Genomic DNA, 22,910 nt, shown 5'->3' on the forward strand with positions numbered 1-22,910 from the left:
TTTGGTGAGCGCGGAGGGACTCGAACCCTCGACCCCATGATTAAAAGTCACGTGCTCTACCGCCTGAGCTACGCGCTCACTCACCTGAACATTAGATCCGGACGCCAGCGGTGAACCGCTCCGGATCGTGCTCCAGCCCGCGCTGTGTAGGGGGCAGGGCCCATCGGGTCAATAGCCGACGGGCGCTCAATTGTGCACCGACGCGCCGGATTTGCTGTTCCGGCGCCTGTGCTTAGGGCCGCTTCTTGAAGTTGGCTCAGTTGTCGCGGCGGATTTCCGAGCCGACCGGCTGCGACGGGGCGGCGACCGAGGGCAGGCTGACCGGGCGCAACCCGATCAGTTCCGCGGTGCGGATCGCGCTGTTGCGCCAGAATGCGAACTCGTTGATCCGCGAATTCTCCAGGATTGCGATGGAGACCGCCGCCAGGAATGGCAGGCTCTGCAACACCAGGACGCCGGCGAAGATGTAGATCTCGCGCACCTGCTTGTAGCCGTTGGTGACGACAAGCACGACGGCGCCGATCAGCAGCAACACGCCGATCACGGCTTCCCAGAACGCCTGGAACTCGATCGACATCCGCGACAGGCCGCCCTTGGAGGTGCGGGCGAACGCAAGATGCTCGGTGATCAGGCCCTGCGCCACCGCGCGCGACACCGTCCACTGCACGCTCATCGCCGCGATCATGGCCCCTAACATCTGACCGGCCTTGATGTTCACGCGCAGCCGGTAGAGCGCGACGAAATGCACCAGCGAGACGATGAAGGAGGCGATGATCGGCAGCGTCAGAATCTTGTCGGGGATCGCGATGTCGGCGAAGGCAACGATCGGCACCCAGATCAGATTGAGGATCGCAACCACGACGCCGAGGCTTTCGGCGCCGAGCCAGTTCAGCCAGCCCAGCGAGAACTCGCGGCGCTGATCCGGCGTCAGCCGGCTGGCGCCGGGCAGGAAGCGCCGCCAGTGCTTCTTGACGATCTGGAAGCCGCCATAGGCCCAGCGATGGCGCTGCTTCTTGAAGGCCTCGTAGGTGTCGGGCAGCAGGCCTTCGCCGTAACGCACATTGGTGTAGTGCGTGAGCCAGCCCTGCTGCTGGATCGAGAGGCCGAGATCGGTGTCCTCGCAGATCGTGTCAGAGGACCAGCCGCCGGCCTTGTCCATCGCGGCGCGGCGGATCAGGCACATCGTGCCGTGCACGATGATGGCGTTGAACTCGTTGCGCTGGACCATGCCGATGTCGAAGAACCCGGCATATTCGCCGTTCATGATGTAGTGCATCAGCGAGCGATCGCCGTCGCGATGCTCCTGCGGCGCCTGCACGAGGCCGACGCGCGGATCGGCGAATGCCGGCACGAGATCCTTCAGCCAGTCCGGATGCACGACGTAGTCGGCATCGATGATGCCGATGATCTCGGCATCCGCCGCGGTGCGGTCCATCGCGATGCGCAGCGCACCGGCCTTGAAGCCCTGCACCTTCTCGGCATTGATGAACTTGAAGCGCTCGCCGAGCAGCCGGCAGTGATCCTGGATCGGCCGCCAGAAGTCGGGATCGGGCGTGTTGTTGATGATGCAGACGCACTCGAAGTTCGGATAGTCGAGCCGCGACACCGCATCGAGCGTCTGCTTCAGCATCTCGACCGGCTCGAAATAGGCCGGGATGTGGATCGAGACCTTCGGAAACTTGACGTTCTCGCCGATCGTGGCGGGCGCGAGCGGCGCGCTCTTGCCGATCAGCCGGCGCGGGCCGCGGCCGAACGCCACCGCCGCGATCTCCTCGATCCGCGCCATCGCGATCAGCACCAGCGGAACCAGCAGCACCAGGCCGAGGCTGAGCGCGAAGGCCGAGCCCCAGACGAAGTAGTGCGTCGTCCAGTACGAGAACACGGTCGCGACCCAGGCGCCGACGCCGTTGGCGGCCGCCGACAAGAGCAGCGCCTGCATCACGGTCGGCTGGTCCAGCCGCAGGATCGGTAGCGACATGAACAGGCCGACCAGGACGGCGACCAGCGCGATCTTCCAGTAGTTCGGATCGGTGACCGGACCGGTCCAGGCGAACTTTGGCTCGCGGTCGGCATTGAGGATGCCCCAGTAGGGTCCGACGCCGCCTTCGAAGAACTTCCAGGGCTGATCGATCGCCTCGACGATGTTGTAGTCCATGCCGATGGCTTCGGCGCGGGTGACGAAGTTGCGCAGCACGGTGGCCTGCTGGAACGGGCCGGGAACGGCGCTGCGCAGATTGTAGCCCTGGCTCGGCCAGCCGAATTCGGCAATCAGGATGCGTTTGCCGGGGAAGGAGTCGCGCAACAAATTGTAGCGGTCGACCGCCTGGTCCACCGCCTGCTTGTCGGTGAAGTTTTCCCAGTAGGGCAGCACGTGCGCGGCGACGAAGTCGGACGAGTTGGCGAGCTGCGGATGGTCGCGCCAGATGTTCCAGATTTCACCGGTCGTGACGGGGACGTTGACCGACTTCTTGACCCGCTGGATCACCTTGATCAGCCGGTGCACGTTGTTTTCGGCGACTGCCCACTTGATCGCTTCAGCGCGCTTGCTCAAGCCGCTGCTGCCGTTTTCATCCGGCTGCATTTCCGCGTCGTGAAGACGCTGCGCTTCCTCGCGAAGAATCCTCTCGGACTCCTCGGGCGGCACGCCGATCTCCGGAACCGAGCCGAGGTTTTCCAGCGGCACCTGCTCGCCGCGGAACACGGTTTCGTTGCCGACTACAATGCCGATGACGTTGCTGTTGCGCTTGGCCAGGTTGATCGCGGCTTCGATCTCACGGTTGTTGCGGTTGGCGTCCTTGTCGATCCACGCGCCAACCGTGACCTTCATGCCGAACTCGGCGGCGACCGGCGGCACCAGCTCGTTGCCTTCCGTCGACGAATAGAGGCGGACCGCTTTGGTGAGCGTGGACAGTTTTCGCAGGTCGGTGCGCACCTTCTCGGTGTCGGCGGCAACGTCTGCGACGGTGTGGCCTGACTCGAACGGAGCGTAGGACAGACTCGGCAGCGTGCCACGGAAATCGGGCGCCGACTGCTTCTCCTGGAAGAGACCCCACAGGGCGGCGTGGGCGGCGGTGACAAGCAACAGGACGGCGACGACGGCGCGCATCGCGGTTAAACCATACGGGGCCTGAGATTGAGGACTAAGCGAACCCGTCCCCTGGGTTCGACCAACACGACAGCGGAGGGAAAGATATCTCCGCCATCCGATTTAACAACTGGTGTGCCGCGATGGCGTTTTAAGGGCGCAAGCCGTTCCAGCCGCGAAAAAATCGCGGCCGGACCCCGGTCGCGGGATATGGCTATTTCGACGCCGGCGCAGGTGACGCCGACGGGGTCGGTGCAGGCGAGGGCGAGGCTGCCGGTGCCGGTGCGGCGGTGCCGGCCGTCGCCGGCGCCGGGGTGGGAGCAGCGGCGGCGGCCGCGGCCTGGGGCTGCGCGCCCGGATTGATCCAGCAGGCGTGGATGCGGCCGTCGAGGCTGCCGCGGACCTTGTCGTCGATCTGGGCGCCGAACCGGGTCAGGCAGCGGAACGCCGCCTGGACGTGGCCGCCGGGGCAGCCGAACCGGTCGTAGAGGTCGAGATGGCGGAACGCGGTATCGAGGTCGTCGTTCCACATCAAGCGGACGACGCGGCGGCCGAGCCAGACGCATTCCGGGTTGCCGGCCGGGCCGTTGATGGCCTGCTGGGCCTCGACGAACTCCTCGACCTTGCGCTGGTTGGCTTCCCGTGCGGCATTTGCGTTGGCGTCGGGCTGTCCAGGCTGCTGTTTCGCCTGATCCGGCGGATTCGGCGTGCCGCTCTGGGCGAACGCGCCGCCGGCCCCAATGAGGAGCGCAAGGCCCGTGACAAGGCCCGTTACGGCAAGATGGCGCAAAGTAGTGTTCTTCAACTCAAGCAGCCGTCGACGCATGTATTCCCCGATAATGTTCCTGCCCCCGCGGGATCATCCTAACGGCTCGCGTGATGCCGTCCAAATAGGTCTCCAGTGCGGCGGAGACTCTGGCGAAATCTGATGACTGGAATTTGGTATTTTGTCCAGCAAACTCACAACTTTATCGACCCAGCGCAAAACTGTCGCAGGACAACCATGGTATTGACCTAATCCCGCTCTTGGCAGATGGGCTGTGACCGGCTAATTCGACGGTCCCCCGGAGGATGGAACCGATTTCGCTTCGTACGCCGCTGGCGCTTCTCCTGATCTCGCTCGCCGTGATTGCATCCGTGTGGTGGTGGCTCGCCACGCCGATTACGCTCGTGCGCGCGCCGATCGATCCCGCTGCAAAGCTGCAATGCGTGTCCTATACGCCGTTCCGCGGCGCGCAGACGCCGCTTGATCCCACCACGCAGATTCCAGTCGAGCAGATCGAGCAGGATCTGACCGATCTCGCCAAGGTCACCGACTGCGTGCGCACCTATTCGATCGAGAACGGCCTCGACCAGGTCCCCGGCGTTGCGGCCAAGGTCGGGCTGAAGGTGATGCAAGGCATCTGGCTCAGCAGCAACCGCTTCAAGAATTTGCAGCAGATCGCGATCGCGGTGCGGCTCGCCAAGGAGTATCCCGGCGTCGTCACCTCGCTGATCGTCGGCAACGAGGTGCTGCTGCGCGGCGAGATGACCGCCACCGATCTTGCCGGCAACATCCGCGCAGTGAAGGCGGCGGCGGGCAATCTTCCCGTCACCTATGCCGACGTCTGGGAATACTGGGTGAAGAACCGCGAGATTTATGACGCGGTCGATTTCGTCACCATTCACATCCTGCCGTATTGGGAGGACATCCCGGTCAAGGCGAAGTACGCCGCGGCGCATGTCGACGATATCCGCAAGCGGATCGCGGTGACATTCCCGGGCAAGGAGATCCTGATCGGCGAGACCGGCTGGCCGAGCCAGGGGCGGATGCGGGAGGGCGCATTGCCGTCGCGCACCAACCAGGCGCGGGTGGTGTCCGAGATCCTCGACCTCGCCAAGCGCGAGGGCTTTCGGGTCAACCTGATCGAGGCCTACGACCAGCCCTGGAAGCGCAAGCTCGAGGGCACCGTCGGCGGCAATTGGGGCCTGTTCGATTCGGTCAAGCGGCAGGTGAAATATCCGCCCGGCGTTGCTATCACGAACTATCCGGACTGGAAGCTGCAGATGGCGGGCGGCATGGCGCTGTCCGTCGCCACATTCCTCGCGGCCTGGCTGACGCTGCGCCGCCGGCCCTGGACGCCGCGGCCGTCGGCCTGGATCGCGGTCGCCATTTCGGCCACGACGGCGGGGGCGCTGCTCGGGATTGCCGGCGACAAGATGTATTACGAGAGCTACGGCGTCGGCGGCTGGCTGCATTGGGGCGTGCTGCTCGCAGCGGGCATTGCCGCGCCGCTGCTGACGGCTCACGCGCTGATCGCCGGGCGGTCGCTGCCGACCTTCCTGGAGCTGGTCGGGCCGCGCGACTATCGCGGCAAGGGCGTGATCGGCGCGGCGCTGGCAATTGTGCTGATCATCACCACGGTGATTGCTGCCGAAACCGCGCTCGGCTTTACCTTCGATCCGCGCTACCGCGATTTCCCGTATGCCTCGCTGACCATGGCGGTGGTGCCATTCGCGCTCCTGACCATGCTCAACCGTCCGAAGGAAGGCATCCGGCCGCTCGCGGAATCCGTATTCGCCGGCCTGCTGGTGATCGCCGCCGGCTACACGATCTACAACGAGGGCACGATCAACTGGCAGTCGGACTGGACCTGCGTGATGTACCTCTTGCTCGCCGCTACGCTGTGGCGGGCGCGGGCCGCGCAAAACCCAGGATGAACAGCCCGATCGCGAGCCCCGACAGCACGACATTGTAGAGCACGATCCCGAGCCCCGCAGCGATCAAGCCGACGGTGAGCAGCACGATCGACGGCCGCGTCAGGTTGAGCACCGCGATTACCAGCGCGGTGATCCCGAACACCGAGTTCTTGAACAGTACGGTCGACAGCGCGCGAGCCTTGCAGAGCATGGTCTGCGCGCCGGCGTCGCAGGCCAGCGCAACGGGAGAGAACTCGATTGCCAGATAGCGCACGTAGAGCGCGTAGCCGACGGTGACGAAGCCCACGACCATCAGGAACTGGACCTGATAGGGGGAGAGGCGGAACGGAGGTTTTGTCATCGCGGCACTATGGTCGGGATCGGGTTGCGGGACAAGTTCGGTCGGAGCATCGAAATCGGTTGAAAATCCGGCCACAATCCCTTGGCTCACATGATTATTGGCTGTTCCGCCGGAATATCGAGGAGATCGTGGTCGGCTCCGGCTTCTTGTCCTCGGCGACCGGCTGCTGCTGCTGCTGCTGCGGCGGCGCGACGGCGCGCTTCGGCACGGCCCGGCGATGCGACGGCGCCGGCTTGGCTCCGGCGGCCGGCTCGTTGAGGGCCAGTCGCTGGCCGTCATAGATCGCCGTCTCGCAGGTCCGCTGCACCAGGCTGAGGCCCGCGCAGATCCTGGCTGCGGTGCCGGCGTCGTTCAGCGGTCCGGCCACCAGGCGCAACTGTATGCCGAGCCCGTTGCTGCTCTCCTTGATCACGATGATCGGCCGCAGCGCCGCCAGCGGCGCGTTGGCCTTCGACTTCAACAGGCCGCGCCACAGCGCGCGCAGTCCATTGACCGAGTTGGCCGTGCCGAGATCGACGCCGAACTCGGTGCGGTGGATCTGTGCCTGCGGCGCATCGTCCTCGGCGTCCGGATCCGCTGTGATCACCAGCGGAGGGATCGGTGCGACGGTGACATCGTTGGCGGTCGGCGGCTTGACGGTTTCGGTTGCCTTGTTCGCCGCAGGATCGAGCGATGCCAGGACCGGCTTGTCGACAAGCGGCTTGTCCGCGACCGGCACCGGCGCAGCGGGTGCATCCTCGGCGCCGGCCGCGGCGGCGCTCATTGGACTTGCGATCGATGCGGCCGTGGCGGAATTCGGCGGCGAATTGTCGGAGGCTGGCGGCTTCTCCGCGGCGGCCTGCGGCTTGGCGGGCGCGGACGCGGGTTTCTTGTCGGCCGTTGCCGGCTTTTCGGCCGCCGCAACCGGCTTCTCGATCGGCCCAGTCGCCTTGCTGTCGCCGGCTGTGGGCAGCTTGTCGATCGCCGCCGGCTTGTCCAATGCGACCGTCGGCATCGTTGCGACGGCGGCAACGGTTGGCGCGGAGGCGGCGGGCGACGAACTGGCGGTTGCGGGCGAGGTACCGGGCGCTGCCAAGGGCGATGGTGCCGGCGGCTGCCTGGCGATCGCGCCGGTCACGGAGTCGAGGCCCTGCTCCAGCGTGGTGACGCGCGAATACAGCCGGTCGCGGTCGCCGTTGAGCGTATCGATCGCAGACGCCAGCCGGCGCGTCTCGTTGTGGCTCTCCTTCGCCAGCGTCTGCAACTGCTGGGCCTGTCGCGCGAGGTCCGCTGCGGCAACTTGGTCGCGCCGCAGCGTCAACGCCGACTGGTTGGCCATCACCGCGACGGTGACGGCGCCGACCGCGGCAACGCCCCACGAGCCGAGCCGCCACAGCATGCGGCGATCCAGAGCATCCTCCTCGGCCAAAAAGCCGGTGGTGCTCTCGGTGTCGAATTCCGCCGCCAGATTGTCGCGATCTTTGGCCAAAGCCCGCTTGGCCCTCCTCAAGGCCCGCCGAATCACGAGGCAAAGATTAACAGGAAATGGACCGGGAACTTGAATCCGGAGCGCCACGGAGGCGAATCGGTTTCTTCTGCCGGGGAAAACAATTAAAGACGGCCTCGAAGACAGCTTTGCGCAGCGAACTGCGCGCGACATCGAGGATTGCGAATGACTGCGCGAACGAGCCTGACAGTGGTTCTTGCGGCCGGTGAGGGCACGCGGATGCGCTCGTCGCTGCCGAAGGTGCTGCACCCCGTGGCCGGGCAGCCGCTGCTGGCGCACGTGCTCAACGCCGCGGCCTCCGGCGAGGGGTCGCAGCTGGCGGTCGTGATCGGCCCGGACCACGAGGCGGTCGCCAACGAGGTGCGTCGGGTGCGGCCCGACGCACAGACCTTCGTGCAGCGCGAGCGGCTCGGCACCGCGCATGCGGTGCTGGCGGCGCGCGAGGCGATCGCCCGCAGCGCCGACGACCTCTTGATCGCATTCGGCGACACGCCGCTGATCTCGGCCGAGACCTTCGCCCGCATGCGCGCGCCGCTGCGCGACGGCGCGGCGCTTGCGGTGCTCGGCTTCCATGCCGCAGACCCGACCGGCTACGGCCGCCTGGTGGTCGAGAACGGCAAGCTGGTTGCGATCCGCGAGCAGGCCGATGCCAGTGCCGAAGAGCGCAAGATCACGCTGTGCAATGCCGGCGTGATGGCGTTCGACGGCAGGAAGGCGCTCGCGATCATCGAGAAGATCGGCAATGCCAATGCCAAGGGCGAATATTATCTGACCGATGCCGTCGGCATTGTCAGGGAACTCGGACTGGAGGCCGTCGTGATCGAGACCAGCGAAGACGAAGTGCGCGGCATCAACACCAAGGCGCAGCTCGCCGAGGCCGAGGCCGTGATGCAGGCGCGGCTGCGCAACCAGGCGCTCGAGGCCGGCGTGACCCTGATCGCGCCGGAGACGGTCTATCTCGCCGCTGACACCAAATTCGGCAAGGACGTCACGATCGAGCCGTTCGTGGTGATCGGACCCGGCGTTTCGATCGACGACGGCGCCGTGATCCATTCCTTCTCGCACATCACCCAAGCCACGATCGGCAAGAAGGTGGAGCTCGGACCCTACGCGCGGCTGCGGCCCGGCACCTCGCTCGGCGACGGCGTGAAGATCGGCAATTTCGTCGAGACCAAGGGTTCGAGGCTGGAGGCCGGCGTCAAGGTCAACCATCTCTCCTACGTCGGCGACGCCCATGTCGGTGCCAATTCCAACCTCGGTGCCGGCACCATCACCTGCAACTATGACGGCTTCCTCAAGCACAAGACGCTGATCGGCGAGGGCGCCTTCATCGGCACCAATACGTCGCTGGTCGCGCCGGTCACGATCGGCAAGGGCGCCTATATCGGCTCGGGCTCCGTGATCACCAGGGATGTTCCCGACGATGCGATGGCGCTCGAGCGCAGCGAGCAGTCCATCCGCGAAGGCGGCGCCGCGCGCTACCGAACGGCGAAGCTGAAGGAGAAGGCGGCGAAGGGGAAGTGATCTTCTCGCGACATATTTGCGAGCCTGTCTCGACCATAAAATGTCATCCCGGCGAAAGCCGGGATCCATATTCCGCGGCGGAAGTTGGGGACAGGACTCGTCGTTCCAGCATCGTGAAGCAATGACCGTCGGTGGCTATGGGTCCCGGCTTTCGCCGGGACGACACTGTATGTGTTGCGCGATCTGTGAGTCACATATGCGCATCGGGTGACGGGGTTCGCAACGGGCTGATCGCAACGTCGATCGGTTGACCCGGTTCATGCCGCATTCTTCGCCTGGCGCGGCTCGTCGGTGTTCGGCTCTACCGGTCCGAGCAGGATGCGCCGCTGCATCTGGTCGAAGGCGAGGTTTGCGTTCTTCTCCCGTGTCACCAGCGACAGCAGGATCGCGACCGCAAAGGATAGCGGCATGCTGATGATCGCGGGATTGCGCAGCGACACGAACCACCATTGATGCTCGACCGCGGCGAGCGGCTTGCCGAGAATGTCGACCTGGATGGTCGGGGACAGATAGATCAGCACCAGCGAGCTCAGTGTGCCGACGAGGATGCTCGCCACGGCAGCAGGCGTCGTGAAGCGGCGCCAGGTGATGGCGAGCACGAGCGAAGGGAAGTTGGCGGCGCAGGCGATCGAGAACGCAAGTCCCGCCATGAACGCGACGTTCTGGCCTTCGAACGCGATGCCCAGGCCGATGGCGAGGATGGAAATCAGAACCGTCGCGACCCGCGCGACCTTGAGCTGCTCGGCTTCCGAAGCGGTGCCGCTCCTGATCACATTGGTCCAGACGTCGTGGCAGAGCGTGGCGACGCCCGACAGCGTCAGCCCCGCGACGACGGCAAGCATGGTCGCGAACGCGACCGCGCAGATGAAGCCGAAGAACGCGTTGCCGCCGACGGTGAGTGCGAGCAGGGGCGCTGCCATGTTGCCGCCGCCGCCGGCCTTGGCCACCGCCTCGGCGCCGACCAGCACCATGGCGCCGAAGCCGATGATGAAGACCATGAGATGAAAGACGCCGATCAGGCCGGTGGCATAGAGGATCGACAGCCGTGCGGCTTTGGAATCCTTCACCGTGTAGGCCCGCATCAGCACATGCGGCATCGCGGCGGTTCCGAACATCAGGCCGAGCCCGAGCGAGATGGCATCCCATTGACCCGAGACCACCTTCGATCCCGGCTGCAGCACCTTGGTGCCGTATTTCTCGGATGCCGCGGCGAACAGCTTCAGCGGGTTCATGTCGAAATGGGTCAACACGAGGAGGGCGAGCAGGATGCCGCCGCCCATCAGCAGCACAGCCTTGACCACCTGCACCCAGGTCGTCGCCAACATGCCGCCGAACAGCACATAGACCAGCATGACGCTGCCGACGACGACGACCGACCAGGTGTAGGGCAGGCCGAACAGCAGCTTGATCAGCGATCCCGTCGCGACCATCTGGGCGATCAGGTAGAACAGGATCACGGCAAGTGTACCGATGGCGCCGGCGAGGCGCACCGGGCGCTGGCGCAGGCGATAGGCCACGACGTCGGCGAAGGTGAAACGGCCGACATTGCGCAATGGCTCGACGATCAGGAACAGAATGATCGGCCAGCCGACCAGCCACCCGATCGAATAGATCATGCCGTCGAAGCCGTTCGAGGTGACGATGCCGGCAATTCCGAGCAGGGCCGCGGCGCTCAGGAAGTCTCCCGCGAGTGCCCAGCCGTTCTGCCACGGCGTGACCTGGCCGCCGGCGGCAAAGAAGTGCTCGGTGGTGCGCGTGCGCCGCGCAGCCCAATAGGTGATCGCCAGCGTCAACGCCATGAAGGCGAAGAAGAACCCGATCGAAAGCGTGCTGCTGCCCATTTGCCTGTCCCCTTAGCGAAGCTCGCGAACGCCTGCGTCGAACACCCGGTTCGCCCACAGCACGTAGACCAGGCAGAGCACGAAGGAAGAGATGATGACGAGCGGGCCGAGCACAATGCAAAGCGACAGGCCGGGCATCAGAATGGTGCCGAGCAGCGGCTTGTCGAACGCGAAAAGCCCCATGAAGCCGAAATAGATCACGATCATCGCAACGCTCAGAACGAGCGCGACTGTCAGCCGCTTCTTGGCCAGTTTCTCGGCCTGCTTCTTGGCCAATGCGCCGCCGTTCGGCGCCGGATCGGCATTGCCGGGAATAACCACGTTCATATCGGCTCCCTCAAAAACTCAGCGCGCTCTGCTTGCGCCAATCGAACGAGCTTCAGCCGGGGGCTGACGGAAGGGAATTATGGATTTTTGCAATCTGCTGTGCGCGGCTGCGGCACGACATCGGCCAGCGTGACCTGCATGTCGGGATCCTGCTTCAGGGTATTTTTCAGGAAGGCGCGGACGGCGCGGATGCGCGGGGCGAATTGCAGGTCGCTGTGGACGTTGAGCCAGACCTCGCGAACGGTGCCGGCGAGAGCGGGCAGCACCGGTATCAGGTCGGGCCGGTCCCTTGTGGCAAAGCTCGGCAGCATCACGATGCCGAGGCCGCCCGCCGCGGCGTTCATCTGCGCGATCATGCTGTTGGAGTGGAAGGCGATTTTCGGCTCTTCGATGACATCGGCGAGCCAGCGCACCGAGTCGACCTGGATCAGGTCCTCGATATAGGACACGAACCAATGATCCTGCAGGTCGCGCAGGCTTGCGGGCATCCCGTGGTGGTCGAGATAGTCCTGGCTCGCGAATAGCCCGAGCCGAAACTTGCCGATGCGCTCCGAGATCAGGCCCGGACCGGGCGGCCGGAAGAAGGACACGAACAGATCGGCCTCGCGCTTATGAACGTAGACCGTCTGGGCGGACGTGACGAGTTCGACGGTGAGCTGTGGCGCGGTGCGTCGCAGCTTGGCAAAGCGTTGCGCCAGATAGAGCGAGGCGATCCCCTCCATGGTGGCGAGCCGCACGGTCCCGACGAGCTCCTGGGTGTCGCTGGCGCTGGCCTCCTCGCGGATCGCGATCACCGCGCTCTCGACCCGCTCGGCATGGCGCAACAGCCGCTCGCCGACTTCGTTCAGCTTGAGCCCGGTGCGGTGGCGTTCGAACACCGCAACCCCGAGCGAAGCTTCCATCTGGGCGATGCGCCGGCTGACGGTGGAATGGTCGAGCCGCAGCCGCTTTGCCGTTTGGCTCAAATTCCCGGCGCGGGCGGCGCAGAGAAACACCCGCAGATCGTCCCAGTTGATCGTGTCGAACATCACCTGCCTCCCGGTTGCGGCCGTTGAAATTGCGGCCCTTGTCAGCAAAGCAATTCCCGTTCCAGCGCGTGGCGGTTCCGATCCTTCGCAACCGACCTTGCGACAATTCCCATGCACGCCGGCAAGCCAGGGATGATACCGCTTCGCTCCCCTAGTCCTAGCCGGGATTTTCGACATGCTTCCTCGTTTCAAGGCTGCTGCCGTCCACGCCGCGCCCGTCTTCCTCGACAGCTGGGCGACCACCGAAAAGGCGATCGCCATCATTCGCGAGGCGGCCAGGGCCGGCGCCGCGCTGATCGCGTTTCCCGAAACCTATATTCCCGCCTTTCCGGTCTGGGCTGCGCTGTGGCCTCCAATCGACAACCACGATCTGTTCGTGCGCATGGCGGAGCAATCCGTGCTGGCGGACGGACCGGAAGTGGCGCGGCTTTGCGCCGAGGCGCGCGCCCTCGGCGTCACGGTCTCGATCGGCATCAGCGAGCGCTCGGCCGTCAGCGTCGGGGGGCTGTGGAACTCGAACCTGCTGATCGGCGAGACCGGAGAAATTCTCATCCATCACCGCAAGCTGGTTCCGACCTTCTATGAGAAGCTAGTGTGGTCGTCAGGGGATGGTGCGGGCCTCAAGGTCGCGGAGACGCGGCAGGGCCGGATCGGCGGGTTGATTTGCGGCGAGAATACCAACCCATTGGCCCGCTTCGCGCTGATGGCGCAGGGCGAGCAGGTGCACATTTCGAGCTGGCCGCCGATGTGGCCCACCCGGCGCCCGGCAGGCGGCGGCAATTTCGACAACGTGGCCGCCAACCGCATCCGGGCCAGCGCCCATTGCTTCGAAGCCAAGGTATTCGGGATCGTCACCGCCGGCTACATGGACCAGGCACTGCGCGCCTTCCTCATTGAACGCGATCGAACGATCGCCGACGTGATCGACCAGACACCACGTGCGGCGAGCTTCTTCGTCGATCCGACCGGCAGCGTCTTCGGCGATGGATTGCAGGACGAGGAGGGGATCGCCTACGCGGAGATCGATCTCAATCGCTGCGTCGAGCCGAAACAGTTTCACGACGTGGTCGGTTACTACAACCGCTTCGACATCTTCGGCGTGACGGTCGACCGCAGCCGGTTGACCCCGGCTCGATTCCGCGATCCAGAGCAGCCGATAGCGGACGTGCAAGACGCGGCAATTCTGTCGGTCGATGCCGACGCTGCATCGAATGGGCAGGGCCGCGACCTCCGGAGCTGACGAAGCCTTGGTGCTGCCTCACACGATCCTTCGTCCGCGTGCGGGACCCGACGCGGACATCGCGGTCCGGCATTCTCGATAGTCCGCAAACCTGCAACGTGTCCGTAGCGGGTGAAGATGTCGTGTTTTTGTAGCTCGTGATCTGTCGCCTTCGTGTCTGATTTGCAGGGGAGCCGGAAGGCGGGGACGGCTTTCCCTGATTGATCATGCCACGGCTGTTGTGGCGGTTTTAGCCCTGTGGGTGAGTTTCTTTGTTCGACTTGAAGCCCGTTTCTCCGCCCCGACCCGCACTTTCTCGACGGCGGCGCGCGCAGGAGCGGTCAAGGACGCGCGCTTGCGCGCCCGCCAGGGCTTGTCCTTGACGGCTCCGAGCACGCCGCCAGGCTGAAGCGCGTCGGGGCTGATCTGCTGTCCGTCAGGCGCAAACCTCGCCAATCGATGCGGTCCAAGGAACACGCTGACGGTGCCATCGGGATACTCATGGAGCCGCACCAAGGCCTTGACGAAGTGAGGTCTGAGCCGGCTCTGCGGCAACTGCAGCCGCCGACCGTTCCATGCAACGGTATTGTCGTTGGCGACGGTTCGCTCCTCGATCACGCACAGCGCCTCGCGCCAGGCCTCATGCCGGTCGGCCACGAATGCCGTGCCTTCCTGTTCGGGCTTGATCGCAAACGCGGCGTTGTGCCCGGGGATGTAATGCGCCTTCAGCCACGCGTTGGCAGCCTCAACCGTCGTGATCCCGGCAAGCCGCAGCTCCTTCGGCAGCCGGTCCTGCAAGGTGCCGAACACCCGCTCGGAGCGCCCGCGCGCCTGCGGCGAATAGGCTGCGATATGCTCGATCCCAAGATGCGACAAAGCCCGTCCCACCTGGGTTTGTTGCGTCTTCGAGACCTTCTCGCCAGCTTTTGGGGTCAGGAAATAATGGCTGCCGCGGTCGGTGTAGAGCGCGCAGAACAGGCCATGCTCGCCAATCACTTCGCGCAAGGCCTGGAAGGTCGAGGCCGTTCCTTCTTCCTCGACCAGCACCATCGAGTAGATCTCGCTGGTCGCATCGTCCATCGTGACGATCAGGTCCCTCGCGGGCAGGCCTTCGATCCAAACGTGGCGCGATCCGTCCTGGTGCAGCAGCATGCCCCGAAGCGGCCGCCGCGGCCGCTTCTTGCGGTGCGCCGAACGCTTCGGAGCCTTCCGCACCAGCCCCGCCGCGTGCAGCGCCAGCTTCGTCACCGTATAGCCCAGCACATAGTCGTGCCGCTTTTGCATCTGCTCGTGGAAGTGCTTCACCGTGAAGTCCGCGTACTTGTCCCGGTACAGCGCAAGCATCCGTTCCAGCTCCTCCTCCGGCGCCCGCCGTGGCGAACGACGCCCCAGCCGGCGGTCGACAAGCCCGTCGTCGCCCTCCGCCTCATAGCGCTCCGCCCAGCGTTGAAACGTCCGAACACTGATCCCAAGAACCTCCGAAGCTGCCTCCTGCGTCAGTTCCTTCGCCTCCGTCCGATCCAGCAAATCTGAAAACCGCATCCGTCGTACACCCTCGTGAATGGATGCCGTGCCCATCGCGCCCCCCTTGTTCCGGAGCACCGAAAACACGACACTTCACGAGCTACAAACAGGCGACAGATCACGAGCTACTGACACCGCAAACCTGCAACGTTGCCAACGCGGGAATGTATGGCTACGCTTTACCCTGGGTAGGCTGCCAAACGACCTTCGATCGGCCGGACGCTCATGCCAAAATTCCTTCGCATCGGAGTCCATCAGTCGAACGTTTCCGGATACACGTCGAAGGCATGGTGCATTCGACGGGCCGGCTCGACGGTTTTCCTGAAATGGGGCGCCGTGCAGGTTGATGGCGCGGGCGACAGGCGAAAGGTCCACTGGACGTTTCCACCGCAGGAAAAAACCATTCGCTGCCGCACGGTGCAGCGCGCCCAGGACTACACCAAGGCCGCCATCGCGCGGCGACGCAGCCATCGCTATGAACCGCTGGCTGGGAATATCGCTAACCGGCGGCGAACCACCGACCGGGACTCGCAGCTCAAGCAGGCGCTCGCCACGATCCTCTATGTCGATATCGTCCGATCCACCGAAAAGGCCGCGCGGCTCGGCGACACGCGCTGGGCGACGGTGATGAACCACTACTATGTCGCTGTGCGCAGGGAGCTGAAGGCCTTGCGGGGGAAGGAAGTCGTGACCACGGGCGACGGGTTGCTGGCGACGTTCCGCGCGCCGGCAGCCGGGATCCGTTGCGCGACCGCGATCCGCGAGTCCGTGCGCACGCTGGGGCTGGAGATCAGGGTCGGACTGCACGCGGGCGAATACAAGGTGAGTGGCGCGGAGGTGATCGGGCTTGCGTTTCACATCGGCGCGCGCGTCGCGGCGAAAGCGCGGGCCGGCGAAGTGCTGGTCTCGAGAGCGGTCAAGGACCTGATGTCAAAGTCCGAAATCCGCTTCAAGGACCGCGGCGCGCACCAGCTCAAAGGCGTGCCGGAGCGATGGCGGCTCTACCGGGTGGAGCATTAGGGCGTCCCGGGAGCGTCGACTACCGCCAGCGTCGGCTGGCCTCGCCGAAAGGCGTTAATGACATATTGATGCGGTTAACGACGTTTGCCGTCTGCGGTTTCATCGCTCTTAGGAGGCGACAAGGCAAAACACGGCATGCGCAAACATGCCGCGACCGTTCTGATTGGCGTCTTTTGCAGCCTGGTGACGTACTTCAGCGCCGCACGACTCTACCAATGGGCCGAGACCGGACAGTTGGCGGTGCTGTCCCGGAAGACACACGACCAACCTGAGTTCGTTTCCTGGGGCGACGATCGGCCCAGCTTCGTGCTGCTGTTCGCGCTCTATCTGTTTTTCCTCAAGAACGGACTGCTCGGCATGCTGGTTACGTGCCGCGAGGTCTGGCTGCGTGGCCGGGGATGGGAACCGTGAGCGCGCGGCTGATCGCTGGATTGATCAAGGTGCTGCTCGGAGGTCTTCTCACGGCCGGTCCGCCGCTCGTGTCGGTCGCGCGCGGCGACGAAACTGCGAGCATCAATGCACGACGCGAGGCGCTTCGCGAATGGAGCAGCCTTGCCAATGGACGCACGGACTTTGAAATTTCCGATCCGGCCTTGGTGCCAAGGATGCTCGCGCTTGCGGCCGAGCAATCCGGCTGCAAATACAGTGATGACATCGAAAAGTTGCCGGTTCGCTTCATGAAAGTGGCCGGGCACCGTCTCGCGCTGATGTTCTGTCGGCTTTCCGTGACCGGATCGCATCGCGCGTTCGATCTTTCCGACGTCAGCAGACCAAAGCCGATGGAATTTCCGTACGTCGCGCTGAACGGCTTCGGTACGACGGACACTCCGGGTTTCATCACATGGAGGGAGGAGGCCGGCTTGTTTCAGGCCGAAACCGGATCGGACCTGTGTCCCAGCCCACACCTGCGGCATGTCTATCGGCTAGACGTGACCAATCGCGAAAGCTTTGTCGTGGTTCGCGTCGAGGTCAGCGCGCCTGCGTGCGGCGCGGGTCAGGAATGGACCACGATCTGGGAGGCGAAACCGTGGCCCGCGCCGGCGGATCCGCGCTGACGCGCTCTTGCCAAAATGGTTAGCCCCGATTAACCAGCCTTTCGCATCAACCTTGCCGTTTAAGACTGTCGCAATCGGCAATAATTATTGAGTATCTTGCGGCCGGCGATTCCCGTTAAGGGACCGTGTCGCCGCTTTGGCAAATTTTCGGCGATTTTTGGGGACATTGAACCGCATGTGCGGCATCGTCGGCATTCTTGGACGCGCTCCGGTCGCGGAGCAATTGGTGGATTCGCTCAAGCGGCTCGAATATCGCGGCTATGATTCCGCGGGTGTCGCCACGCTGGAGAATGGCGGCCTGGCGCGGCGCCGCGCCGAAGGCAAGCTGAAGAATCTCGAGGCCCGGCTCGAGGCCAAGCCGCTCGGCGGCCATACCGGCATCGGCCACACCCGCTGGGCCACGCACGGGCGGCCGACCGAGAACAACGCGCACCCGCACGCCACCGAGCGCGTCGCCGTGGTGCATAACGGCATCATAGAGAATTTCCGCGAGCTGCGCGAGGAACTCGAGGCCAAGGGCGCGGCGTTCTCGACCGAGACCGACACCGAGGTCGTGGTGCATCTGGTCGACAATCTGCTGAAGGGCGGCGTCAAGCCGATCGATGCGGTGAGGGCGGTGCTGTCGCAGCTGCGCGGCGCGTTCGCGCTCGGCTTCATCTTCGCCGGCGAGGATGACCTGATGATCGGCGCCCGCAACGGCCCGCCGCTCGCGGTCGGCCATGGCGAAGGCGAGATGTTTCTCGGGTCCGACGCGATCGCGCTCGGGCCGTTCACCGATACGATCAGCTATCTCGAGGACGGCGATTGGGTGGTGCTGAATCGCAAGGGCGCCACGATCTTCGACAAGGACAACGCCATCGTCCACCGCGAGGCGATCAAGCACACGACGGCAACGGCGCTGGTCGACAAGGCGAACTACCGTCACTTCATGGCGAAGGAGATCCACGAGCAGCCCGAAGTGGTCGGGCACACGCTGGCGCGCTATGTCGACATGGCGACCGAGCGCGTCACCATGCCGGTGAAGCTGCCGTTCGACTTCAAGGATATCCAGCGCGTCTCGGTCACCGCCTGCGGCACCGCGAGCTATGCCGGCTTCGTCGCGAAATACTGGCTGGAGCGGCTGGCGCGGCTACCGGTCGAGCTCGATGTCGCCTCCGAATTCCGCTACCGCGAGGCACCGCTGCGCAAGGGCGATCTTGCGATCTTCATCTCGCAATCGGGCGAGACCGCCGACACGCTGGCGGCGCTGCGCTACGCCAAGGCGCAGGGTGCGCACACGCTCTCGGTCGTCAACGTGCCGACCTCGACGATCGCGCGCGAGAGCGAGACCGTGCTGCAGACGCTCGCCGGTCCCGAGATCGGGGTCGCTTCGACCAAGGCGTTCACCTGCCAGCTGATGGTGCTGGCCTCGCTCGCGGTCGCCGCCGGCAAGGCGCGCGGCGAGCTGTCCGATGCCGACGAGGCCAAGCTGGTGCATGGCCTTGTCGAGATTCCGCGCCTGATGTCGGAAGCGCTGACCACTGAAGTGCAGATCGAGAAGCTGGCGCGCGAGATCTCGAAGTCTCGCGACGTGCTCTATCTCGGCCGCGGCACCAGCTATCCGCTGGCGCTGGAGGGCGCACTGAAGCTGAAGGAAATCTCCTACATCCATGCCGAGGGCTACGCCGCCGGCGAGCTCAAGCACGGGCCGATCGCGCTGATCGACGAGCACATGCCGGTCGTGGTGATCGCGCCCTACGACAAGGTGTTCGAGAAGACCGTCTCCAACATGCAGGAGGTCGCCGCCCGCGGCGGCAAGATCATCCTGATGACCGACGCCAAGGGCGCGGCGGAGGCGACCATCCAGTCGCTGGTGACGATCGTGATGCCGGACATGGGGGCGACCTTCGCGCCGATGGTCTACGCCGTTCCGGTGCAGCTGCTCGCCTATCATACCGCTGTCGTGATGGGCACCGATGTCGACCAGCCGCGGAATCTGGCCAAATCGGTCACGGTCGAATAGTCGCAAGCCGCGGCTTCACGCGGCCCTTCAAAAATGCGACAGAATGGCTTAGCTGGGTGGTGGACTACGGCCGCTTCGACGACCCTGGAACCGCAATGACCTCCAACCAAGTGCCTCCCGCCTCGACCGGTGAATTGCCCCCGGATGCCCCGCGCGGGCTGATGGCGCGGTTTCGCAACTATTTCCTGACCGGCCTCGTGGTGGCCGGACCGGTTGCGATCACCCTGTATCTGACCTGGTGGTTCGTGAACTGGGTCGACAATCTGGTCCGGCCGTTCGTGCCCACGGCCTACCGGCCGGAAACCTATCTGCCATTCGGGCTGCCGGGTTCCGGCCTGATCGTCGCGGTCATCGCGCTTACGCTGCTCGGCTTCCTCACCGCCAATCTGATCGGGCGAACCCTGGTCGATCTCGGCGAACGGCTGCTTGGCCGCATCCCTGCGGTGCGCGCGATCTATCGTGGCCTCAAGCAGGTGTTCGAAACGCTGTTCTCCGGCAACGGCTCGAGCTTTCGCCGCGTCGGCCTCGTCGAGTTTCCCTCGCCCGGCATGTGGTCGATCGTGCTGATCTCGCAGGCGCCGAGCGCCGAACTTGCCGCTAGCCTGCCCGGAGCGGAAGAGCACATCTCGGTGTTCCTGCCGTGCGCGCCGAACCCGACCACCGGCTTCTTCTTTTACGTGCCGAAGAGCAAGATCATCGAGATCGAAATGAGCACCGAGGATGCCGCGACGCTGATCATGTCCGCCGGCGTGGTGCAGCCCGGCGGCACCGCCGATCAGAAGCGCGCCGCGGCGCTCGCCGGCATGGCCAATGCTGCGCGCATTGCGAGCCAGGCTTCGACCAACCAGGCCTCGCTGCAGCCGGCAACTCAGCCCGCGCCGGCCAAGGTCGAATAAGAGGCCCAACTCCATCCTCGTCATTGCGAGGAGCGAAGCGACGAAGCAATCCATGATTCCACATATGCGGACCGATGGATTGCTTCGCTACGCTCGCAATGACGGCGGGAAGGGGCGATGAGCACACCTAGATCAGCGTCTCGTAGAGGTCGTTCCAATCTGGATTCAGCGCCTCGATCAGCGCAATCTTCTTCGCGCGGCTGCCGGCCTTGATCTGCTTCTCACGAGTGATCGCGTTGTACATGGTTTTGTGCAATTCGTACCAGACCAGAATCTTGCAGCCATATTTGGCCGAGAAGCCCTTCACCAATCCCTCGCGATGCTCAAACGCACGCTTGGGCGTTGCGGTAACGCCCATGTAAACGGTGCCGTGACGCTTGTTGGCGAAGATGTAGACGCATGGTTGTTTCATGATGTCCCCCAGCCGCAAGTATATACCGTCATTGCGAGGAGCGGAGCGACGAAGCAATCCACGCTTCCGCATATGCGGAACGATGGATTGCTTCGCTGCGCTCGCAATGACGCTGGGTAGAGCGCTCGCAATGACGGGGCTGGCCGCTACCCCGCGCCGATCAGCGGCACGGCTTCGTCGCGTTCGTAGAGGTAGAGCAGGACGCGCAGCGCTTCGCCGCGTTCGCCCTTCAGCTTCGGGTTGTCCTTCATGATCCGCAGCGCCTCGTCGCGGGCCTGGGTGATGAGCTGGCCGTGCACTTCGGAGCGCGCGATGCGGTAGCCGGGCAGGCCGCTCTGGCGGATGCCGAGCACATCGCCTTCGCCGCGCAGCTTCAGATCCTCCTCGGCGATCCGGAATCCATCCGTCGTCTCGCGGATCACTTTCAACCGCGCCTTCGACATCTCGCCGAGCGGCTCCTTGTAGAGCAGCAGGCAGGTCGAGGCCTCCGAGCCGCGGCCAATGCGCCCGCGCAATTGATGCAGCTGCGCAAGCCCGAAACGTTCGGCGTTCTCGATCACCATGATGGTCGCCGCGGGCACGTCGACGCCGACCTCGACCACCGTGGTCGCGACCAGGAGGCCGATCTCGTGCGCGGCGAATTGCGTCATCACGCGGTCCTTCTCGGTGCCCTTCATCTGGCCGTGCACGAGACCGACGCGATCGCCGAACCGCTTCTGCAGGCTCTCGAAACGTTCGGTCGCGTTGGTGAGATGCTCGGTGCCCTCGGCCTCGGATTCATCGACCAGCGGGCAGATCCAGTAGACCAGCTTGCCGGCGCCGAGCGCGCGGCCGACGCCGTCCATGACGTCCTCGATCCGGCTCATCGGCACCGCGCGGGTGTCGATCGGCTGGCGGCCGGCGGGCTTTTCGCGCAGCTCCGAGACGTCCATGTCGCCAAAGTATGTGAGCACCAGCGTGCGCGGGATCGGGGTGGCGCTCAGCACCAGCACGTCGACGGCCTCGCCCTTGGAGGTCAGCGCGAGCCGTTCGCGGACGCCGAAGCGATGCTGCTCGTCGACCACGGCAAGCGCCAGCGCCTTGTAGATCACGTCGTCCTGGATCAGTGCGTGGGTGCCGACCAACAGATCGATCTCGCCGGCCTCGAGCTGTGCCAGCAGCTCGCGGCGCTCTTTGCCTTTCTCGCGGCCGGTGAGGATCGCAACCCGTAGGCCAGCGCTCTCGGCGAGCGGTGCGATGGTCTTGATGTGCTGGCGCGCCAGGATTTCGGTCGGCGCCATCAGCGCGGCCTGCTTGCCGGCTTCCGCAACCGCGGCGGCAGCCAGCAGCGCCACCACGGTTTTGCCGGAACCGACATCGCCCTGCACGAGGCGCAGCATCCGCACCGGCTGCTGCAGGTCCGCGATGATTGCCGCGACCGCCTCTTGCTGCGACCTGGTCAGCGCATAGGGCAGGGCATCGATGATCTTCCGGCGCAGATGACCATCGCCGGCGTTGCGCACACCGCTGGGGCGTCGCAGCGTGGCGCGGATCAGGGCGAGCGCGAGCTGGCCGGCCAGCAGCTCGTCGAATGCGAGACGTGACCAGAACGGACCGTCGGGCAGGATATCGGTCAGCTCGACCGGCACATGCACGCGGGTCAGCGCCTCCCTGATCGGCGGGAAGTTGCAGCGGCGCAGCACCTCGGGGCTGATCCACTCCGGCAGCTCGGGCAGCCTGGTCAGCGCCTGCGCGATGGCGCGGCGGAGCGAGCCGATCGCAAGCCCCTCGGTCAGCGGATAGACCGGATCGATGCCGGACAGTTTTGCAAAGCCCGCTTCATCGACGACGCGATCGGGATGCACGATCTGCGGGATGCCGTCATACATCGCCAGCGTGCCGGAGACGTAGCGCTTCTCGCCGACCGGCAGCAGCTTCTCGACATAGCCGGGCTGGGCACGGAAGAAGGTCAGCACGACGTCGCCGGTGTCGTCGCTGGCATAGACAAGGTAGGGCGCGCGCGAATTGCGCGGCGGCGGCGGGCGATGGCGGTCGACGGTGACCTCGAGCGTCACCATGGTTCCGACCGCGGCGTCGCGGATCTTCGGCCGGGCGCGGCGGTCGATCACGCTCGCCGGCAGATGCAGCAGCAGGTCAACCAGCCGCGGCGTCTCGCTGCGGTCGAGCAGATAGCGCAGCAGCTTGTCCTGCTTCGGGCCGACCCCTTGCAGGGTCGTGACCTGGGCAAACAGCGGATTGAGCAGGGCTGGGCGCATCGACGAATCCAAGACCGTTTCACACCGTCATGCCCGGCCTTGTGCCGGGCATCCACGTCTTTTTTTGGAGCTGATGTCGGCCGGTCCCGTCTACGCCAAGACTTCGACGGGCGCGCAAGCCCGGCAATGACGGCATGCGCCCAGGGAAACCCCAAAACGCGGCGAATGAGGGCTGACATCGGCCATCGCCATGGCT

General features: G+C 65.0%; 18 protein-coding genes and 1 tRNA gene. 8 read left to right on the plus strand and 11 right to left on the minus strand.

What is annotated here, in order from left to right; all coding sequences use genetic code 11:
• Nucleotides 1–2: 2 nt before the first annotated feature.
• The 3 genes from ACVMB1_RS12680 to ACVMB1_RS12690 form a co-directional block, all read right to left on the minus strand.
• Nucleotides 3–78 (minus strand) — tRNA-Lys (locus tag ACVMB1_RS12680).
• 178 nt (nucleotides 79–256) lie between these two features.
• Nucleotides 257–3,106 carry a glycosyltransferase gene (locus tag ACVMB1_RS12685; RefSeq protein ID WP_076828919.1) on the minus strand — a complete coding sequence of 950 codons (2,850 nt, stop codon included), beginning with the start codon at nucleotides 3,104–3,106 and terminating at the stop codon, nucleotides 257–259.
• 193 nt (nucleotides 3,107–3,299) lie between these two features.
• Nucleotides 3,300–3,911: a hypothetical protein gene (locus ACVMB1_RS12690; protein WP_057018479.1), complete on the minus strand. Its 612-nt coding sequence runs from the start codon at nucleotides 3,909–3,911 to the stop codon at nucleotides 3,300–3,302.
• Nucleotides 3,912–4,156: 245 nt separating this feature from the next.
• On the opposite strand from ACVMB1_RS12690, the gene ACVMB1_RS12695 reads away from it, so the two are divergent.
• Complete coding sequence (locus ACVMB1_RS12695; protein WP_141341339.1) at nucleotides 4,157–5,785, plus strand: glycoside hydrolase family 17 protein; 1,629 nt, start codon at nucleotides 4,157–4,159, stop codon at nucleotides 5,783–5,785.
• Here ACVMB1_RS12695 and ACVMB1_RS12700 read toward each other — a convergent pair.
• Nucleotides 5,745–6,125 (minus strand): hypothetical protein, encoded by a 381-nt coding sequence (locus ACVMB1_RS12700; RefSeq protein WP_016844836.1) that lies wholly within the window; start codon nucleotides 6,123–6,125, stop codon nucleotides 5,745–5,747. The two genes, ACVMB1_RS12695 and ACVMB1_RS12700, sit on opposite strands and share 41 nt — an antisense overlap.
• 94 nt (nucleotides 6,126–6,219) lie before the next feature.
• Nucleotides 6,220–7,593, minus strand: coding sequence for a hypothetical protein (locus tag ACVMB1_RS12705; protein WP_141341337.1), 1,374 nt, complete (start codon nucleotides 7,591–7,593; stop codon nucleotides 6,220–6,222).
• Nucleotides 7,594–7,776: 183 nt separating this feature from the next.
• On the opposite strand from ACVMB1_RS12705, the gene glmU reads away from it, so the two are divergent.
• On the plus strand, nucleotides 7,777–9,135 hold the full coding sequence (gene glmU / locus ACVMB1_RS12710; RefSeq protein ID WP_076828914.1) for a bifunctional UDP-N-acetylglucosamine diphosphorylase/glucosamine-1-phosphate N-acetyltransferase GlmU: 1,359 nt from the start codon (nucleotides 7,777–7,779) through the stop codon (nucleotides 9,133–9,135).
• A 257-nt stretch (nucleotides 9,136–9,392) separates the two neighbouring features.
• Here glmU and ACVMB1_RS12715 read toward each other — a convergent pair whose 3' ends face one another.
• From ACVMB1_RS12715 to ACVMB1_RS12725, 3 genes are all read right to left on the minus strand, one after another.
• Nucleotides 9,393–10,976, minus strand: a complete 1,584-nt coding sequence (locus tag ACVMB1_RS12715) for a solute symporter family protein (protein ID WP_141341335.1) — start codon at nucleotides 10,974–10,976, stop codon at nucleotides 9,393–9,395.
• Nucleotides 10,977–10,988: 12 nt separating this feature from the next.
• Entirely contained in the window at nucleotides 10,989–11,303 is a 315-nt protein-coding gene (locus ACVMB1_RS12720; RefSeq protein WP_141341333.1) for a DUF485 domain-containing protein, read from the minus strand.
• Nucleotides 11,304–11,380: 77 nt separating this feature from the next.
• Complete coding sequence (locus ACVMB1_RS12725; RefSeq protein ID WP_076828910.1) at nucleotides 11,381–12,331, minus strand: LysR family transcriptional regulator; 951 nt, start codon at nucleotides 12,329–12,331, stop codon at nucleotides 11,381–11,383.
• 175 nt (nucleotides 12,332–12,506) lie between these two features.
• Between ACVMB1_RS12725 and ACVMB1_RS12730 the strand changes: the two genes are divergently transcribed.
• Entirely contained in the window at nucleotides 12,507–13,571 is a 1,065-nt protein-coding gene (locus tag ACVMB1_RS12730; protein ID WP_141341331.1) for a carbon-nitrogen hydrolase family protein, read from the plus strand.
• Nucleotides 13,572–13,775: 204 nt separating this feature from the next.
• Here ACVMB1_RS12730 and ACVMB1_RS12735 read toward each other — a convergent pair whose 3' ends face one another.
• A complete protein-coding gene (locus ACVMB1_RS12735) occupies nucleotides 13,776–15,092 on the minus strand; it encodes an ISNCY family transposase (RefSeq protein ID WP_253623899.1) in 1,317 nt (438 codons plus the stop codon).
• A 207-nt stretch (nucleotides 15,093–15,299) separates the two neighbouring features.
• Between ACVMB1_RS12735 and ACVMB1_RS12740 the strand changes: the two genes are divergently transcribed.
• From ACVMB1_RS12740 to ACVMB1_RS12760, 5 genes are all read left to right on the plus strand, one after another.
• Complete coding sequence (locus tag ACVMB1_RS12740) at nucleotides 15,300–16,094, plus strand: adenylate/guanylate cyclase domain-containing protein (RefSeq protein WP_456848626.1); 795 nt, start codon at nucleotides 15,300–15,302, stop codon at nucleotides 16,092–16,094.
• Between the two features lie 135 nt (nucleotides 16,095–16,229).
• Nucleotides 16,230–16,505, plus strand: coding sequence for a hypothetical protein (locus ACVMB1_RS12745; protein WP_057018715.1), 276 nt, complete (start codon nucleotides 16,230–16,232; stop codon nucleotides 16,503–16,505).
• Nucleotides 16,502–17,149 (plus strand): hypothetical protein, encoded by a 648-nt coding sequence (locus ACVMB1_RS12750; protein WP_057018714.1) that lies wholly within the window; start codon nucleotides 16,502–16,504, stop codon nucleotides 17,147–17,149. The genes ACVMB1_RS12745 and ACVMB1_RS12750 overlap by 4 nt, the downstream gene beginning before the upstream one ends.
• A gap of 175 nt (nucleotides 17,150–17,324) precedes the next feature.
• On the plus strand, nucleotides 17,325–19,151 hold the full coding sequence (glmS, locus tag ACVMB1_RS12755; protein ID WP_141341328.1) for a glutamine--fructose-6-phosphate transaminase (isomerizing): 1,827 nt from the start codon (nucleotides 17,325–17,327) through the stop codon (nucleotides 19,149–19,151).
• 95 nt (nucleotides 19,152–19,246) lie between these two features.
• A complete protein-coding gene (locus ACVMB1_RS12760) occupies nucleotides 19,247–20,047 on the plus strand; it encodes a DUF502 domain-containing protein (RefSeq protein WP_057018726.1) in 801 nt (266 codons plus the stop codon).
• 127 nt (nucleotides 20,048–20,174) lie between these two features.
• Here ACVMB1_RS12760 and ACVMB1_RS12765 read toward each other — a convergent pair whose 3' ends face one another.
• Together ACVMB1_RS12765 and recG are read right to left on the minus strand one after the other, a co-directional pair.
• The gene (locus ACVMB1_RS12765) at nucleotides 20,175–20,459 is read right to left on the minus strand and encodes a GIY-YIG nuclease family protein (protein ID WP_141341326.1); all 285 of its coding nucleotides are present in this window, start codon (nucleotides 20,457–20,459) and stop codon (nucleotides 20,175–20,177) included.
• Between the two features lie 146 nt (nucleotides 20,460–20,605).
• Complete coding sequence (gene recG, locus ACVMB1_RS12770; protein ID WP_141341324.1) at nucleotides 20,606–22,714, minus strand: ATP-dependent DNA helicase RecG; 2,109 nt, start codon at nucleotides 22,712–22,714, stop codon at nucleotides 20,606–20,608.
• Between the last annotated feature and the right edge of the window lie 196 nt (nucleotides 22,715–22,910).

This window comes from Bradyrhizobium sp. USDA 4504, assembly GCF_054063995.1.

Coding starts and splice junctions, on each gene's coding strand:
- ACVMB1_RS12685 (WP_076828919.1), bottom strand. CDS start 3,106: ATGCGCGCCGTCGTCGCCGTCCTGTTGCTTGTCACCGCCGCCCACGCC.
- ACVMB1_RS12690 (WP_057018479.1), bottom strand. CDS start 3,911: ATGCGTCGACGGCTGCTTGAGTTGAAGAACACTACTTTGCGCCATCTT.
- ACVMB1_RS12695 (WP_141341339.1), top strand. CDS start 4,157: ATGGAACCGATTTCGCTTCGTACGCCGCTGGCGCTTCTCCTGATCTCG.
- ACVMB1_RS12700 (WP_016844836.1), bottom strand. CDS start 6,125: ATGACAAAACCTCCGTTCCGCCTCTCCCCCTATCAGGTCCAGTTCCTG.
- glmU (WP_076828914.1), top strand. CDS start 7,777: ATGACTGCGCGAACGAGCCTGACAGTGGTTCTTGCGGCCGGTGAGGGC.
- ACVMB1_RS12715 (WP_141341335.1), bottom strand. CDS start 10,976: ATGGGCAGCAGCACGCTTTCGATCGGGTTCTTCTTCGCCTTCATGGCG.
- ACVMB1_RS12720 (WP_141341333.1), bottom strand. CDS start 11,303: ATGAACGTGGTTATTCCCGGCAATGCCGATCCGGCGCCGAACGGCGGC.
- ACVMB1_RS12725 (WP_076828910.1), bottom strand. CDS start 12,331: ATGTTCGACACGATCAACTGGGACGATCTGCGGGTGTTTCTCTGCGCC.
- ACVMB1_RS12730 (WP_141341331.1), top strand. CDS start 12,507: ATGCTTCCTCGTTTCAAGGCTGCTGCCGTCCACGCCGCGCCCGTCTTC.
- ACVMB1_RS12735 (WP_253623899.1), bottom strand. CDS start 15,092: ATGCGGTTTTCAGATTTGCTGGATCGGACGGAGGCGAAGGAACTGACG.
- ACVMB1_RS12740 (WP_456848626.1), top strand. CDS start 15,300: ATGCCAAAATTCCTTCGCATCGGAGTCCATCAGTCGAACGTTTCCGGA.
- ACVMB1_RS12745 (WP_057018715.1), top strand. CDS start 16,230: ATGCGCAAACATGCCGCGACCGTTCTGATTGGCGTCTTTTGCAGCCTG.
- glmS (WP_141341328.1), top strand. CDS start 17,325: ATGTGCGGCATCGTCGGCATTCTTGGACGCGCTCCGGTCGCGGAGCAA.
- ACVMB1_RS12760 (WP_057018726.1), top strand. CDS start 19,247: ATGACCTCCAACCAAGTGCCTCCCGCCTCGACCGGTGAATTGCCCCCG.
- ACVMB1_RS12765 (WP_141341326.1), bottom strand. CDS start 20,459: ATGAAACAACCATGCGTCTACATCTTCGCCAACAAGCGTCACGGCACC.
- recG (WP_141341324.1), bottom strand. CDS start 22,714: ATGCGCCCAGCCCTGCTCAATCCGCTGTTTGCCCAGGTCACGACCCTG.